This is a genomic window from Nitrospirillum amazonense (assembly GCF_007828045.1).
GTDB lineage: Bacteria > Pseudomonadota > Alphaproteobacteria > Azospirillales > Azospirillaceae > Nitrospirillum > Nitrospirillum amazonense_C.
The window spans coordinates 124,831-141,202 of the sequence record NZ_VITN01000015.1 but is presented as its reverse complement, the minus strand read 5'-3'; the positions used below and the strand labels follow the sequence as shown (position 1 = coordinate 141,202).

Genomic DNA, 16,372 nt, shown 5'->3' with positions numbered 1-16,372 from the left:
TGCCTTATCCTCGATTTCCGGTCCGCTGACGCTTCCCCGAAATCTCCGGCGGCTGCGGTCGCGGCCTGGCGGCACGGGGGCGCGCCTCGCGCCGCGCTTGTAAGGTTCAGGCGGCGGGCTTGGTGCGGGCCCAGGTCTCCTGGTAGCGGCGCACCAGCCAGCCGTTGAATTCCCGCTGCGCCTGTTCCTGCCAGGAATAGCGGCCGCGGATGGCGTGGCGGGAGCGCAGGCCCACCTGCACCATCTCATCCACATGCAGGTCCTGGGCGATGATGGCGGCGGTGGAATGCTTGTTCATCGCCAGCTTGTCGCCGAACAGCGGGTCCTCCAGCGCGCCCGGCGCCACCAGATAGCCCTGGTCCATCAGGTGCGTCTCCGCCCCATCCGCCCGCAGGATCAGATAGATGATCATGTCGCTGGTGATGACCAGGGACAATGTGGGCGGCACGTTGACGAACAGCATGCGGTTGCGCTCCGCCTCTCCCAGCGCGGGGAAGACCGGCAGGATGGCCTTCTGCGTGGGGTTGAAGCTGGCGTCGGCATGCAGGGTGCCGTTGGTGCGGTAATAGCCCGCCGTGTCGGCCGGCAGGTCGTCGGGGAAGGCCGCCAGGCGCGAGGGCACGAAGTCATGCAGGGCGCCGCCGTGCAGGCGGTTGGCGTGATAGCCGTCGTTGTTGTTCTCGAACATCACCTTCCAGTTCCAGGGGAACTTGATGTCGCGGTCGGGTGCCGGGCCGTTCAGCGTCGCCATGGAATAGGGGGCCATCACCCCCTCCAGCGCCGCCAGCCGGGGGGCCAGGGCGGGGGCGTCCAGGTCGAAGTTGACGAAGATGAAGCCGTGCCAGACTTCGACCTTGAACTGGGGAAGCTTGATGTCCTTCTTGTCGAAGTTACAGGTCTTCTCCATGGCCGGCGCGCCGACCAGCTGGCCGTCCAGCCCGTAGGACCAGTGGTGGTAGGGGCACAGGAAGGCACGGGTGTTGCCCTGGCCCTCCGCCACCAGCATGGCCCGGTGCTGGCAGACGCTGGACATGGCGCGGATCACGCCGTCCCGGCCACGTGCCACCACGATGGGTTCATCGATGATGCTGGTGGTGAAATAGTCGCCCGTCTCCTTCACCCAGGATTCTCGGCCCACGCACAACCATTCGTGATTGAACAGCGCCTCTTTCTCGAACTCATAGAATTCGCGGTCGGTGTAGCACAAGGGCGGCAAGGTCTCCGCCGCCTCCACGCCCAGGGCCGAACTGTCCAGGCCTTTGAAAAAGGCATCATTCAGGAAAGAGTGCTTCATCGTTTGAACCCCCACGCCATGCCCCTTGTTTGTCTGATCGTCGCGGCGTCAGTCCTCGCGCGGCGGGAACACGCCGCGGGGAATGCGCACATGGATGCCCTGGGTTCCGTCCACCACCTGGGTGACGCCGAAGTCTGCCGCGATGCTCATCAGCGAATAGGCGTCGTCGCGGCTCAGGTTCTGCTGCTCGGTCAGCAGCTTCAGCATGTCGACCGAGGCGTTGCGCATGGCCACGTTCAGGTCGGGGTCAAAGCCATGGACGATCCAGCAGTCCGGCGTTTCCAGCAGCGGGGACGGGAAGCGGAAATCCTTGCGCAGGAAGACCTGGAACAGGACGTTCAGCGAGGCCTCGATGGCGGTGCCGCTCAACTCGCCATCGCCCTGAGAGACGTGCGGGTCGCCGATGGAGAACAGCGCGCCGTCGATCTGGACGGGATAGTACATCGTGGCGCCGGCGCCGATGCGCCAGTTGTCGATGTTGCCGCCGTGCAGGCCCGGCGGGATGGTGCTGACCCGGCCGGCCACATCCGGCGCCACACCGGCCGTGCCCAGATGGGGGCGTACCGGCACCCGCACGCCGGGCAGGGCCTTCTGCCGGTCGCATTCCGGGCAGTTGGTGATCTTGCCCGGCACATCGTAGCGGCCGGGAAAGTCGTAGGCGTAGAGGGCGTGGGCCTGCTGGCTCATGGCGTCGATCTCATAGATCGTCACCCGCTCCTTCTCCCCCATCTCCTTGAACAGGTGGCCCCAGTTGGCCGCCAGGTTGGAACCGTAGCGGGTGCGCGGCGTCATCTTCAGGTAGTGGACCTCCAGCATGTCGCCGGGCTCGGCGCCCTCGACATAAATGGGGCCGGTCATGATGTGGACGCCCGGGTTGCGATCGGCTTCCGGGATTTCCTTGAAGATGCGGGCCACCGCCTCATCCATCATCAGGTCCGGGGCGTCGCCGGCATGGTGGGTGATGGCCTCCGCCTGGATGATGTCGCTGCTCTTGACCGTCAGGGCCGGCGCCTGGTCGGGGGTGAAATAGCCCCAGTGCACGGTGCGCGGCGTGGCCGGCAGCAGGTGCAGCGTCGGCCGGATCTTGTGCCGTTCCGCCGCGGCGGCGCGATCCAATTGAACGGTCATGGGTCCCCCTGGTTCAAGCATCCGGGCGGCCCCGCCGGGGACGCCCTCATGGGGAAAACCTTAGGGCCGCCCGATGCGGCGATCTTGCCTGCACGCGCATGGCCGCTTTCGCCAGCACGCCGCCGCCACCCCATGGTTCCGCCCGGGCAAGCTTTCATGCGTTAATCGGCAAGAGCGGGGGGAACGGGGCCGCCTATGATCCCCCTTGACAGCACCCGCGCGCAACGGCGGGGCCAAGTAACGCATCCAAGCAACGCATGGGGCAGGGGATAGGGTATGACGATGCACGACGCCGCGTTGGCGGTTTCCGATGAAGAGGCCGCCGCCATCACCAAGGCCATCGACCGGGATGAGCTGGTGAAACTGGTGCTGGACCTGTGCGGCATCCCCGCGCCCATGCGCCAGGAGCGACAGGCCGGCGAGTTTGTCCACGGCTGGATGGCGGAAAACGGTTTCGCCCCCCGCAAGGCCGGGCTGCTGGAGCACCGCTTCAACGTCATCGGCACCTATGGTGGCAAGGGCGACGGACCCAACCTGCTGTTCACCAGCCACCTGGACACCGAAAGCCCGTTTTATGATGAGACGGACCAGTACACCTATCGCCCGGAAACGGTGGCGGATCCCCAGTGGCTGGGCGCCTGGCTGGAGGGGGAGACCTTTTTCGGCCATGCCGTGGGCAACGACCGGGGTCCCATGGCCTGCTTCCTGATGGCGGCCAAGGCCCTGAAGAAGGCGGGCATCGATCTCAGCGGTCTCCTATACCTGACCGCCTGCCCGGGTGAGATCGGGCCGGAACCGGCGGAGGAGCGGGGTGGTGTGGACTATCTGGGCAAGGAGTTGGGCGCCTGCTACCTGATGTCCCACGGCGGGGTGGCGCCGGACTACGTCATCTCGGCCGAGGGCACGGACTTCGGCGTCAACTGGACGGCCTGCGGCTATGCCGACTTCCGCGTCACGATTTATGGCCAGGGGGTGTTCACGCCGCTGCTGACCCATCCCGAGGCGCTGGCCGACCATCCCAGCCCCCTGGTCAAGGTGGCGCCGGCCATCGAGATCATCCAGCGCTGGGCGCGGGAGTATGAGGTGAAACACCGGTTCGAGGGGCCCGGCGGCACCGCCGTGCCCAAGGTGCAGATCGGCGCCATCCGGGGCGGCACGCCGCAGGCCATGGGGGCGGCGAGCGAGGTGTGCAACGTCTATGTCCAGGTGGCGCTGACCCCGGCGCAGACCATCGCCGCCGTGGATCGCGACCTGAAGCGCGCCTTCCGCGAGGCCGGCTTCGGCGACGTCGCGATCCGGCCCTACACCGTGCGCCATGGCTTCACCGCCGACCCGGACGCGGTGCGGCCGTTGCGGATGGCGCTGGACCATGCCCATGGCCGGGTGCGGGGCGGGGCGCAGCCCATCAGCGGTTCCGTCTATTCCAGCATGTGGCGCGACCACAACGTCTTCAACATGAACCGCATCCCATCCGTGACCATGGGGCCGCGCCGCTGGCGGCCCAGCATCGATGACCTGATGGACTGCACGCGCCTGTACGCCATGGCGGCGCTGGCGTTGTGCGGCCGGGCGCCGTGACAGGGTTCGCCATGCCCGCGTCGCCGGTGCCCGATTTGCTGGTGCCCGATTTGCTGGTGCTGGGCGGCGACGTCGTCACCATGGATGCCAGCCGCACGGTCTGGCGCCAGGGTGGGGTGGCCATCGCGGGCGGCGGGATCATCGCGGTGGACAGGGCCGAGGCGCTGCGGGCCCGTTGGCCGGCGGCACCGGTGCTGGAAGCCGGTGGCGGCCTGATCACGCCGGGCCTGGTCAACGCGCACCAGCATCTGACGGGGGACCCGCTGGTGCGCAGCCTGATCCCCGACCGGCAGTCGTCGGACGAGTCCATCTTCGGCTGGGCGGTGCCCATCCACGGGGCGCACACCGCCGATGATGATGAGCTGTCGGCCACGTTGACCGCCGTGGAATCCCTGAAATACGGCACCACCACGGTGGTGGAGGCCGGCACCGTGGCCCATCCCTTCCGCGTGGCCGCCGGCCTGGCCCATGCCGGGATCCGGGCGGCGGTGGGCTGCTGGGGCTGGGACGTGGCCGACGCCCCCTATGCCGCGCCCACCGATGAGGTGCTGGCCCGCCAGGCGGCCGTGCTGGACGGCCTGCCGAAAGGCGGTCTGGTGGAGGGGTGGGTGACCCTGGTGGGGCATGACCTCGCCAGCGACGCCCTGCTGGCCGGGGCCGCCGACCTGGCGCGGCGGCGGGGCGTGGGCATGACCATGCACATCTCCCCGACCGAGGCCGATGTGGCGGCCTATCTGCGCCGGTCGCGCCGGCGGCCGCTGCTGCACCTGGCCGACCTGGGCGTGCTGGGTCCGCACCTGCTGCTGTCCCATGCCGTCTGGCTGGACGATGCCGAGATGGACGCCCTGCTGACCAGTGACACCGCCGTTGCCTATTGCCCTTGGGCCTATCTGCGCCTGGCCCAGGGCGTCAGCCGGGCCGGACGCCATGCGGAAATGGTCTTGCGCGGCGGGCGGGTGGCGCTGGGCTGCGACGCGCCCAACGCCGGCGACCTGCCGGACATCCACCGGGCGGCCGCCCTGGCCGCGGGCCTGGCCCGGGACATGAGCCTGGACGCCCATCGTTTCGGGGCCGATACGGCCTTCGCGCTGGCCACCATCGATGGGGCACGGGCCATCGGCATGGCCGACCGCATCGGCTCGCTGGAGGTGGGCAAGCGGGCCGACCTGGTGGTGCATGATCCCCATTCCGCCCCCTTCCTGGTGGTGGGCGATCCCGCCCTGCACCTGGTGTGGGGCACGGACGGCCGTTCCGTCCGCGACGTGGTGGTCGATGGCCGTGTCGTCGTGCGGGACGGCCGCTGCGTAAGCGTGGATGAGGATGCCCTGCGGCGGGAGGCGCGCGCCTCCCAGGCCGCGCTGCTGGCCCGCGCCGGCCTGACCCCGCGCCCGGCCTGGCCGGTACGCTGATTTGGTTAATTATTGAGCATTTTTAATACCGCTGTTTTTTTAGGCGATAGAACCGTTAAGTGTGCCTATCATCACAGTGGGCAAACGTTTTCGGCATGAATTTGTTCGCCTGTTGGCAAGCGCGGCGACCGCATCGGCTGATAGCGTTTCGGTGATGACTTACACCCATAAGCCCGGGAGTTTCCTGATGCGGCGAGAGTGGTTGGTCTTGGCGGCAGTGTCGTTGAGCTTCTTTTTCCTCAACGCCGCGACGTTCGCCTCGCTGGGCGTGGTGCTCTACACCATGGTCGGCGAACTGCACTGGTCCTTCAAAGCGGCCGGTTTCAGCTTCTCCCTGCTGGGCATCGCCTGCGGCCTGTCCAGCGTCTTCCCCACCACGCTGATGAAGCGCATCGGCCCCCGCTACACCATGGCCCTGGGGGGGCTGGTGCTGGTGGCGGCCTACATGCTGGCCTCGTACACCCATGGCCTGCTGGCCTTCTACGCGGCCATGCTGTTGCTGGGCCTGGGCTATTCGCTGACCGGCAACGTGCCGGCCATCTACGCCATCGCCTGCTGGTTCCCGCGCCGCTCGGCCCGCATGATCGGCCTTTACCTTATGATCGGCGCCTTCGGCGGCGTGGTGGGCCCCCCGCTGGCCCGCGCCATCGTCGCGTTCAGCGCGGACTGGCGCGTCTATTGGATGGAGATGGCCGGCGTCGCCGTGGCCGTCACCTTGGTCAACCTGCTGTGCCTGCGCGACCGCGCCATCGAGGCCGAGGCGCCGGCGGATGCCGAGGGGGCGCCCATCAGCGCGGCCGAGGCCACGGGGACCGGCTGGACCTACCGCAGCGCCATCGCCACGCCGCAGTTCCTGGCCGTGGCCGCCTCCATGACCATGACCATGGCCTGTGTCACCACCATCAACAGCGTGGCGCTGAACCATCTGGGCATCCTGGGCGTGGCGCCCGACACGGCGGCCTTCGCGCTGGCCGCCATGGCCCTGGTCATGACGGTGGCGAAGGGCGTCGCCGGGCCGCTGTGCGAGATCATGTCCACCCGGCGGCTGCTGGTCCTGGGCCTGGCGCTGCAGGTCGTCGGCATCGCCCTGTTCGCCCATGCCGGCACCCTGGTCGGCATCGGGGCCTTCGCCCTGGCCTTCGGCATCGGCTGGGGCGTGGCCTACCTGGCCGCCAGCGTCCTGCTGCTGGAATATTTCGGCAAGGACATCGGGTCCCAGGTGCTGGGCATGGTATGGACCATCACCACCGTGGCGGCGGCGGGGCCGGTGGCGGCTGGCGCCATCGCCGACCAGATCGGCACCTTCGCCCCCATCTTCTACCTGTACGCCGTGCTGATGGTGGCGGCCATCGTGCCCCTGGTGCTGCTGGGGCGGCCGGTGCTGGCTGGCGTCGGCCCTTTCGCCCGGCGCGCGGCCGCGCCGGATGATGGGTCCCAGGGTGCGGTCGCCCAAGTGCCCGCAAGCTGAACACGTTCAAAGAATAACAACATTAAATCCGGTGGGGTGGCGCCATCCGCGGCAAAGGCTGCGGGTGGTGTCCGCACGTCTGGCGGTAAAAGCAAAATAATGGACTGTGGCAGGGGTGCATGGTGGGCATGGGGAATGGTGAATTCAGGCAAATTCCCGGGCGTCCTATAACAAGAATACTTCGCTGGATGCCCGCATGCTTGTCCTCAAGACGATGCACATCGTCATCTACCAAAGAATGGGGGTCGGGCATGTTGAGAGATGTCAAGCTGCGCTATTGGCAAGGATTTCTGGCGGCCGCGATGATGACGGCCGCCTCCGCCTACGCCCAAACCCCGCCGGCCCCGGTGGACGCCCCGGTGGACGCCCCGGCCGGTGCCGCCGGCGACGCAGAGCTGGACGCGCTGGAACCCATCATCGTCACGGCGGAGAAGCGCCAGGTGGACCTGCAGAAGGCCGCGCTGTCCGTCACCGCCGTTTCCGCCGACACGCTGGAAAAAGGCAACGTCACCGGGCCGCTGGGCCTGAACGGCTATGTCCCGGGCTTGCAGATCACCCCCAGCGGCGGGTCTGAGGTCATCGTCTCCATCCGCGGCGTGGGCTCGCAGACGCCGGAGAACTTCTTCACCCAGCCGGGTGTCTCCTTCCACATCGACAACGTCTACATCCCCAACAACATCGCGCTGAACCTGGGCTTCCTGGACGTCGACCATGTCGAGGTGCTGCGCGGGCCGCAGGGCACCGTGTTCGGGCAAAGCTCCACCGGCGGCGCCATCAATGTCATCAGCAAACAGCCGGAACTGGGCAAGCTGTCCGGCGACGCCACCGCCACCTTCGGCAACTACAGCTATGCCATGGGCAAGGCCGCGCTGAACGTGCCGGTGGGCGACACCGCCGCCATCCGCGCCGTGGTGCAGAAGACCAGCCACGACGGCTATTCCACCGCCACGGGCGTGCCCGGCGGCTATGACCTGGATGACGCCAACAACGTGAACTACAAGCTGTCGGGCCTGTGGCAGCCGACCGACAACCTGACCATCACCCTGACGGGCCAGCATTTCGACGACGACCACCATGGGTCCGCGCTCAAGGCGCTGGACGACCCCAACAGCGACCCGCGCCAGGTGTCCCAGGACTTTCCGGCCAAGTTCAAGCTGGCCATGGATGTCGACACGCTGACGGTCAACTACTCCCTGCCGTTCGCCAACCTGAAGTCCATCAGCAGCTATCAGTACATGGATGCCAAGCAGTCGTTCGACAGCGACCGCAGCACCGTGGCGCTGTTCGGCGGCTATGACACCGTGGCGGCCTGGAATACCAAGAGCCGCGCGATCATGGAGGAGGTGACGCTCAGCTCCAACCCCGGGACCGACCTGGACTGGATCGCCGGCGTCTTCTACATGCACTCCCACAGCAGCCAGTACGTGGTGGAATACAAGGGCACCAACGGCAGCGATCCCACGCCGGTGCTGCCCACCAACACCTCGCCGGCCGCCCTGCCAGCCAACCTCAGCTATGAGAACCTGTCGTCGGTGGACCGCGACAGCGTGGCGCCCTTCGTGCAGGCGACCTATCACCTGACCGACCGTCTGCGCCTCACCGGCGGCGTGCGCTACAATGTCGACCAATATGACGGCTGGGGCTCCGACTATTACGGCAAGCCGTCGCCCCGCTCCACCAACGTCTACGCCCTGACCGGCAAGGCCGAAACCGATTTCGACCTGACGCCGGACAACATGGTCTATGCCAGCTGGTCGCGCGGTTATAAGCCCGGCGGCGTCAACACCGGCACCAGCAGCGCCATGGTCGTCTCTGGCAGCTACGACAAGGAGACGGTGGACAGCTTCGAGCTGGGGTCCAAGAACCGCTTCCTGGCCAATCACCTGAACGTCAACCTGTCGGCCTTCTACTCCAAGTACAACAACATGCAGTACATTGAGGAGGATCCGGTGCCCTACAGCGGCGGCATCGGCAACATCCCCCAGGTGAACATGTGGGGCGCGGAGGTCGAGGCCAAGTACCGCCTGCTGGACAACCGCCTGGAACTGGGCGCCAACCTGACCCTGATGGATGGTGAGATTCCCGACAGCTATCTGGCGTTGGACCGGCGCCTGGCCGATGCCGCCGCCGCCAAGGCCGTGGCCGCCGGCATCACCTATCCCTACAGCGCGCAATGGTTCGCCATCCGGGCCGCCCAGTCCATCAACGTCAAGGGCAACACCCCGCCCGACATGCCGGGTGCCGCCGGCGGGGTCAACGCCAGCTGGCAGCAAACCCTGGGCGCATACGGTACCCTGGTGTCGCGGGCCGAGCTGCTGTTCCGCAGCGACTACCAGGCGCGGGTGTTCAACGAGGCCGGGACCGATCATGTGCCGTCGTACAGCCAGGTGAACCTGTTCTTCGAATACGTGCCGGAAAGCGGGCCGTGGCGGGCCACCTTCACCGTCACCAACCTGCTGGACCGGGCCGGCATCGCCGGGCGCTACACCGACCCCTACGGCAGCGGCGTGGTCAGCAACCAGTACATCCCGCCGCGCCAGATGCTGTTCAGCGTCAATTACTCGTTCTAAGGGAGGCCTGGTTCCATCATGACGCAGACGACCGAACTGAAGCGCGCGCCCTTGCCCTCCGACGCGGGCGGCAAGGACCTGGGCATCTTCCTGCCCATCGCCAACGGCGGCTGGATCCTGTCCTCCTCCGCCCCGCGCATCGACGGCTCCTACGCCTATAACCGCCAGGTGGCCCAGCTGGCCGACGGCGCCGGCTACGACTTCATCATGGCCATGGCCAAGTGGCGCGGCTACGGCGGCGCGACCGAGCATTGGCGCTATGCCATGGAAAGCCAGATGATGATGGCTGGCCTGGCGGAGGTGACGAAGGAGGTCAAGGTGTGGGCCACCGTTCACACCCTGCTGCAGAATCCGGCCGTGACCGCCAAGATGATCATGACCCTGGACCATATCAGCCAGGGCCGCGCCGGCCTGAACGTCGTCAACGGCTCGTACAAGGGCGAGTTCGAGCAGATGGGCGCCTGGCGGGACGAGCTGGACCATGACGAGCGCTACACCTTCGCCGAGGAATGGGTGCACGCCATCAAGCGGCTGTGGACCGAGGACACGGTCGATTACCAGGGCAAGTACGTGACCCTGACCGACTGCCAGTCCGATCCCAAGCCGTTCTCGCGGCCCTTCCTGGTCTGCGCCGGGTCCAGCAAGCGCGGCATGGCCTTCACCATCAATGAGATGGATGCCATCTTCCTGTCCGGTTCCAGCAAGGAGGAGCTGGCCAAGAACAGCGGCATGGCCAAGGCCATGGCGAAAGAGGCCGGCCGCGCCATCAAGACCTATTCCATGATGACCCTGGTGCTGGGCGATACCGACGCGGAGGCCGAGACCCTGGCCGCCCGGTACGTCGAGGGCTTCGATGAGGGCGCCTGGCGCGGCATGATGAAGGCCTACGGCTTCCTGGACGTGGAGATCGGCCGCCAGAACGACTTCACCACCAAGGCCAAGTCCGGCTTCATGTCCAGCCACTTGGTGGGCGCGCCCGCGACGATCGCCGCCAAGCTGATCGACATGCTGGGCGGCTGCGACCTGGATGGCATGATGCTGATCTTCCCCGACTACATCACGGGTGTGCCGCGCTTCGCCCAAGAGGTGCTGCCGGCCATCCGTGAGGCCTTTCCCACTAAGGTGTGACGCGCCATGGACAACGGCATCCGCGAGTATCAGAGCTTCCGCGTGAAGCCCAGCGCCGTCGCGCTGGGGGCGGAACTGCTGGGCATCGACCTGTCGCAACCGCTGACGGACCTGCAGGTGGCGGAGGTGAAGGACTCCTTCGCCCGCTATCAGGTCATCTTTTTCCGCGATCAGCAGGCCCTGACGCACGAGGCGCACAAGGCCTTCGGCCGGCACTTCGGCCGCCTCGCCATCCATTCCGCCGTTGCCGGCATCGACGGCCATCCGGAGATCGTGGCCATCCACGCGGACGCCAATTCCAAGTACGTGGCGGGGGAGAACTGGCACAGCGACCTCAGTTGCGACGCGGAGCCGCCGCTGGGCAGCATCCTTTACATCCACACGCTGCCGCCGGTGGGGGGCGACACCTGCTTCTCCAGCATGTATGCCGCCTACGACGCGCTGTCGGACCGCATGAAGGCCTATCTGGACGGCCTGACGGCGGTGCATGATGCCAACCCCGTCTACCACGCGCTGTTCAAGGATTACGACAAGCGCTACCCCTGCAACAGCCACCCGGTGGTGCGCACCCACCCGGTGACGGGGCGCAAGTGCCTGTTCGTGAACTCCTCCTACACCACCCGTATCGAGGGCGTGCCGGAGGAGGAGAGCAAGGCCGTGCTGGGGCTGCTGTTCGACCATGTGAAGAACCCGAACTTCCAGATCCGCTTCCGCTGGGAACCCCATTCGGTGGCTTTCTGGGACAACCGCGCGGTGCAGCATCTGGCCGTCTGGGATTATTTCCCCAACGTCCGCTCCGGCTTCCGCGTCACCGTCGCCGGGGACAGGCCCTACTGATGCCCACCATCTTGAAAGAGGGCGGGGCCGTGACCGTCACCCTGACGCTGGACCCGCCGGTGCCGGCGGCGGCGTTGGCCCCCATGATCCGGCCGGAGCGCACCGCCCTGCTGGTCATCGATCCGCAGGTGGACTTCATCGCGCCCGAAGGCGCCATCGGCCAGGCGGGCCTGGATCTGGGCGTTGTCGAGCCGACGCTGGACCGCATCCGCCCGCTGCTGGCCGCCGCCCGCGCCGCCGGCGTGCCACCCGTCTTCATCCGCGTCATCACCCGGCCGGAAACGGATGGCGCGGCCCTGAAGGCCCTTTATGAGCGGCGGGGCTGGCCGGCGGAGGCGGTAGGCATCTGCCGCGCCGGCACCCCTGGCGCCGATTATTACGGCGTGGCGCCGGAGAGCGGCGAGATGGAGGTGGAGAAGGTGCTGTTCTCCGCCTTCGCCGGCACGGATTTCGAGGCGCGGCTGCGGGCCCGGGGCATCGACACCCTGGTCGTCTGCGGCTTCACCACCGAATGCTGTGTCGATTGCACCGTGCGTGACGCGTTCCACCGCGACTTCCACGTCTTCATCGTGGCCGACGCCTGCGCCGCCTATGAGCCGTCCCTGCACTGGGGCGCGCTCCACGCCCTGTCGAAGAACTGCGCCCTGCTGGTGGAAAGCGTGGACGTGGCGGCGGCGTGGAACCAGGCGCGCATCGACGCGTGACTCAATCCCCCTGAACAGGGTGCTGGCGCCACGCCGCGTTCCGGTGCGAACGGGGCGTGGCCACCATCACTGGTGTCACGCCACGAAATCAGTATCCACCGACACGGCGCGCCAGGCCTCGATGTCGGCCAGCTGGCGGGTCAGCTTCATCGTCGCATAGCCCACGGCATCCTCACCCAGCAGCAGGCGCAGGGGGGGCGTTTCCGCGTCCAGGGCCTTCAGGATGGCGAGCGCCGCGCGGGCGGGATCGCCGCGCTCCTGTCCGGCGTGGCTGGCCAGGATGCGCTTGCACTCCCCCACGGTGGCGTCGTAGTCGGCGGCCAGGTCGGGGCGGTCGGTGTCCGCCTCGCTGCGCTTGCGCGAGCGGCCGGCGAAGTCGGTGCGGAAGCCGCCGGGCTCCACCATCGTCACCTTGATGCCCAGGGGCGCCACCTCTTGCGCCAGGGTTTCGGTGATGCCTTCCAGGGCGAACTTGCTGCCGGAATAGAGGCCCAGGCTGGGCCAGCCCACCAAGCCGGAGACGGAGGTGACGTTGACGATGTGCCCGGCCCGGCGCCCGCGCATGAAGGGCAGCACGGCCTGCATCATGGCCACCGCGCCGAAGACGTTGACCTCGAACTGCGCGCGGGCGTCGGCCAGGCTGGTCTCCTCCACGCCGCCCACCAGGCCATAGCCGGCGTTGTTGACCAGGATGTCGATGCCGTCACCACCCATACCGCGGCTGTCGGCCTCCACCGCCGAGGCCACGCGGTGCGCCGCCGTCTCGTCCGTCACGTCCAGGATGGGCGCGCGGGCCAGGTCCGGCGCCAGGGCGCGGAAGGCGTCGGCGTCGGCCTCGTTCCGCACGGTGCCCCAAACCCGCTCGCCCCGGTTCAGCGCTGCCCGCGCCAGCGCCCGGCCGAAGCCGGAGCTGACGCCGGTGATCAGCCAGGTGCGCGGTCTTGTCGTCGTCATCAAACGCCCCTTCGGTAAAAAAGTGGCCGTGGGATCCTGCCCACGGCCAGTCGTCGGAGATCGCATCATACTGAACCGCAGGCCGGCGACCGTCAGCCCGGGAGTGAGCACCGCAGGGCGGAACGAGGATAGCCAAGGCTATGGAGCAATTTAGAAAGGCCGGTCGCCCTTCACCCACATGCGGTGCATCAGGCGGGTGTACTTCTTGTCGTCGTACAGGGTGCCGGTATGCAGGGTGCAGCGGTTGTCCCAGATGAGGATGTCGCCCACCCGCCATTTGTGGGCATGGACGAAGCGGTCCTGGGTCACGAATTCCACCAGCTCGTCCAGTAGTTCCAGCCCCTGCGGGTTGGGCATGCCCACCACCTCCTTCACCGTGCCGGTGCTGACCCACAGGGCCTTGCGCCCGTCGGCGGGGTGGGTGCGGATCAGGGGGTGGACGACGTCCGGGTTCTCCGCCTTCAGTTCCGGGCTCAATTGGTCCACCCGCAGGTACTGGCGGCTGGTCATGAAGTATTCGTAGCTGTGGTGCAGCCGCAGCCCGTCCAGCTGGGCCCGCCGCTCCTCGGGCAGGGCGTCGTAGGCGGCGCACAGATCGGCCAGCAGGGTGTCCGACCCCTCGGCCGGCACCTCCACCGCGTACAGCATGGTGCACATCACCGGCTCTGCCTTGTACGAATAGTCGGTGTGCCAGCCCACGCCGTCGTTGTGGGCGCCGATGGGCTTACCGTCCACCACCTTGTTGGACAGGATGTAGACCTCGGGGTGGTCGGGCAGGGTGAACTGCTTCTGGGTGTGGCCCTCCAGGGGGCCGAAGCGGCCCAGGAAGGCCTTCAGGCCGGCGGGGTCCAAATCCTGGCCGCGCAGCAGGATGGCGCCGTGGCGGTGGAAGGCGTCCACCACCTGGCCCACTTCCTCCGGCGATGCCGTTTTCAGATCCACGTCCAGAATTTCCGCGCCGAAACCGGGCTTCAGGGGGCGCGTGCGCAGGGCTTCGAGGGTTTCCACTAACCTCTCCTCACTACTCCTGTCTCGCGGACCGTCCGATGGGGATGTCCCAGCATCCACGACACCAGGTCCGTCGCGAGTGTGAGGGTAGGGAAGGCCATCCGGCCCGTCTTGTCCAGAACTGCCCGGGGACTTGCCTCAGGCGGCCCGTGCCTTGGCGGGCCACGGGGCCCATGGCATATGCCGGCCACCCATAACCCGCCTGGAGACTGACGATGGCGAAGATCCTTGTTCTTTACTATTCCACCTGGGGCCATATCGAGAAGATGGCCTATGCCGTGGCCGACGGCGCCAAGTCCGTGGCCGGCGCCGAGGTGGTGGTGAAGCGCGTGCCGGAACTGATGCCGCGCGACGTGGCGGAGAAGGCCTATGCCAAGCTGGACCAGGAGGCGCCGATCGCCGCCCCGGAAGAGCTGGCGGACTATGACGCCATCATTTTCGGCACGCCCACCCGCTTCGGCATGATGGCGGCCCAGATGCGCAATTTCCTGGACCAGACGGGCGGCCTGTGGGCCCAGGGCAAGCTGATCGGCAAGATCGGCAGCGTCTTCGCCTCCACCGCCACCCAGCACGGCGGCCAGGAAAGCACGATCCTGTCCTTCCACACCAGCCTGCTGCACCACGGCATGGTGGTGGTGGGCGTGCCCTATGCCGAGCCCCGCCTGGGTGAGCTGGGCGCGGTGCAGGGCGGCACGCCCTACGGCGCCACCACGCTGTCGGCCAGCGATGGTTCCCGCCAGCCGTCGGAAGCCGAGCTGGGCATCGCCAGCTTCCAGGGCGCCCATGTCGCCAAGCTGGCAGCCAAGCTGTTCGGCTGAGGCGCGTGCCGGAACGGAAAAAGGCGGGATCGCTTCCCGCCTTTTTTCATGGATGGGGGGTATGAACAGGGATGGGCCGGCTCAGTCCGCCAGCGGCTTGTCATGCGCCGGCAGGAACAGGAAGGCGGTGGTGGCCGCCAGCATCAGGCCCTGGATGAGGTGCAGCGCCGGGTCGTAGGACCGGTAGGCGTCGAAGATGGCGTTCATGGCGAAGGGGATCAGCCCCATGCCGACATTGATGCCGCCGTACAGCACCCCGGCGATGGCGCCATAGCTGCGGAAACCGAAATAGCGCGACACCAGAAAGGGCAAGGCGCTGTACTCCGCGCCCAGGCCCAAGCCCATCATGACACCGGCCGCCACCAGCCACGGCATGCTGGGCCCGTATTGCAGCAGCAGCAGGCCGCCCAGGCCCAGCAGGTAGAAGGGCACCAGGATCAGGGGCGTGGCGATGCGGTCCAGCACCAGGCCCATCAGCCATTGCGCCACGGCGCACACCAGGGCGAAGACGGTCACCACCGTCACCCCGTCGGCAAGGGCGAAGCCCCGCTCCGTCAGCACCGGCACGACGTTGGTGAACATCGCCGTCATGCAGGCCGCGCACAGGCCGATGGCCAGCGCCATGATCCAGAAGGCGCGGGTGCGGACCGCCTGGCGCAGGCTCAGGTCCTTGGCCGGGGCCGTCACTTTCTCCGCCCGCGCGGGCCCCGCGTCCCGTACGCCGCCGGGCGGCGGATCGCGCAAATACCGTAGCAGGATGGGGAAACCGACGGCCCCCACCATCAGCGCCATGCCCTGATAGGTCACCCGCCAGTCGAAACGCGACAACAGCAGGCCGCCGATGATGGGGATGACCGTGGCGCCCAGGCCATTGCCCACCCCGCCGGCGAAGCCCAGCGCCGCCCCACGCCCCCGGTCGAACCAGCCCGACACCGCCTTGCTGTAGGTCATGGGCGAGGCGAAGGCGGCGGCGATATCGGCCAGCAGGAACAGGCCGTAGAACGGCAGCACCCGGGCCGGCGCCAAGGAGAACAGGCCCAGCGCCACCGCGAACGACAGGCTGCCCATCAGGATCAGGCGGCGCGGGCCGTAGCGGTCGATCAGCGGCCCGGTAGCAAACGCCATCGCCGCCGCGCACAGCGCTGCCAGGCCCAGCACGCCCGAGACCTGCGCCCGGGGCCAGCCGAATTCCTGGGAAATGGGGATCAGCACCATGCCGAACACGGTGTACAGCACCGGCGTGGCGCTCATGAAATTGCCCGTGGTGGCGGCGAACAGGACACGGGCCTGGGCCGGCGTCATGCGCGCGGCCGGAACAGGCTCCGCCACGGGGTCGAGGACGGTCATGGCGCTATTCCCCTCTATGAAGGGTGCCGGCATCGGCACCGTCAGGGCCCGGTGGGACCCAACTGCCCAGGGTCCGCAGGGACCCAACTGCCCGTCGCATTTTTTATCGGCCAGCCTGGGTGGTCACGG

At 67.6% G+C, this 16,372-nt stretch carries 13 protein-coding genes; 8 read left to right on the top strand and 5 right to left on the bottom strand.

What is annotated here, in order from left to right:
• Positions 1-106: 106 nt before the first annotated feature.
• Together FBZ89_RS21170 and FBZ89_RS21165 are read right to left on the bottom strand one after the other, a co-directional pair.
• Positions 107-1,294 carry an aromatic ring-hydroxylating oxygenase subunit alpha gene (locus FBZ89_RS21170; RefSeq protein WP_145751910.1) on the bottom strand — a complete coding sequence of 396 codons (1,188 nt, stop codon included), beginning with the start codon at positions 1,292-1,294 and terminating at the stop codon, positions 107-109.
• Between the two features lie 48 nt (positions 1,295-1,342).
• Positions 1,343-2,422, bottom strand: a complete 1,080-nt coding sequence (locus FBZ89_RS21165) for an acetamidase/formamidase family protein (RefSeq protein ID WP_145751908.1) — start codon at positions 2,420-2,422, stop codon at positions 1,343-1,345.
• Positions 2,423-2,698: 276 nt separating this feature from the next.
• Between FBZ89_RS21165 and FBZ89_RS21160 the strand changes: the two genes are divergently transcribed.
• From FBZ89_RS21160 to FBZ89_RS21130, 7 genes are all read left to right on the top strand, one after another.
• Positions 2,699-4,000: a zinc-binding metallopeptidase family protein gene (locus FBZ89_RS21160; protein WP_145751907.1), complete on the top strand. Its 1,302-nt coding sequence runs from the start codon at positions 2,699-2,701 to the stop codon at positions 3,998-4,000.
• An 11-nt stretch (positions 4,001-4,011) separates the two neighbouring features.
• Complete coding sequence (locus FBZ89_RS21155) at positions 4,012-5,409, top strand: amidohydrolase family protein (RefSeq protein WP_145751905.1); 1,398 nt, start codon at positions 4,012-4,014, stop codon at positions 5,407-5,409.
• Between the two features lie 187 nt (positions 5,410-5,596).
• Positions 5,597-6,877 (top strand): MFS transporter, encoded by a 1,281-nt coding sequence (locus FBZ89_RS21150; protein ID WP_186457487.1) that lies wholly within the window; start codon positions 5,597-5,599, stop codon positions 6,875-6,877.
• Positions 6,878-7,128: 251 nt separating this feature from the next.
• Positions 7,129-9,447 (top strand): TonB-dependent receptor, encoded by a 2,319-nt coding sequence (locus FBZ89_RS21145; RefSeq protein ID WP_246172410.1) that lies wholly within the window; start codon positions 7,129-7,131, stop codon positions 9,445-9,447.
• 18 nt (positions 9,448-9,465) lie between these two features.
• A complete protein-coding gene (locus FBZ89_RS21140) occupies positions 9,466-10,575 on the top strand; it encodes an LLM class flavin-dependent oxidoreductase (RefSeq protein ID WP_145751901.1) in 1,110 nt (369 codons plus the stop codon).
• 6 nt (positions 10,576-10,581) lie between these two features.
• Complete coding sequence (locus tag FBZ89_RS21135) at positions 10,582-11,412, top strand: TauD/TfdA dioxygenase family protein (protein ID WP_145751900.1); 831 nt, start codon at positions 10,582-10,584, stop codon at positions 11,410-11,412.
• Positions 11,412-12,116 carry a cysteine hydrolase family protein gene (locus tag FBZ89_RS21130; protein ID WP_145751898.1) on the top strand — a complete coding sequence of 235 codons (705 nt, stop codon included), beginning with the start codon at positions 11,412-11,414 and terminating at the stop codon, positions 12,114-12,116. Before FBZ89_RS21135 ends, FBZ89_RS21130 begins: the two co-directional genes overlap by 1 nt.
• Positions 12,117-12,191: 75 nt before the next feature.
• Here FBZ89_RS21130 and FBZ89_RS21125 read toward each other — a convergent pair whose 3' ends face one another.
• Both FBZ89_RS21125 and FBZ89_RS21120 read right to left on the bottom strand, forming a co-directional pair.
• Complete coding sequence (locus FBZ89_RS21125; protein ID WP_145751896.1) at positions 12,192-13,070, bottom strand: oxidoreductase; 879 nt, start codon at positions 13,068-13,070, stop codon at positions 12,192-12,194.
• A gap of 150 nt (positions 13,071-13,220) precedes the next feature.
• On the bottom strand, positions 13,221-14,078 hold the full coding sequence (locus FBZ89_RS21120) for a TauD/TfdA dioxygenase family protein (RefSeq protein WP_145751894.1): 858 nt from the start codon (positions 14,076-14,078) through the stop codon (positions 13,221-13,223).
• A gap of 215 nt (positions 14,079-14,293) precedes the next feature.
• Here FBZ89_RS21120 and wrbA point away from each other — a divergent pair, with 215 nt between their 5' ends.
• Complete coding sequence (gene wrbA, locus FBZ89_RS21115; RefSeq protein ID WP_145751892.1) at positions 14,294-14,896, top strand: NAD(P)H:quinone oxidoreductase; 603 nt, start codon at positions 14,294-14,296, stop codon at positions 14,894-14,896.
• Between the two features lie 81 nt (positions 14,897-14,977).
• On the opposite strand, the gene FBZ89_RS21110 is transcribed toward wrbA, so the two are convergent.
• A complete protein-coding gene (locus tag FBZ89_RS21110; RefSeq protein ID WP_186457486.1) occupies positions 14,978-16,243 on the bottom strand; it encodes an MFS transporter in 1,266 nt (421 codons plus the stop codon).
• Between the last annotated feature and the right edge of the window lie 129 nt (positions 16,244-16,372).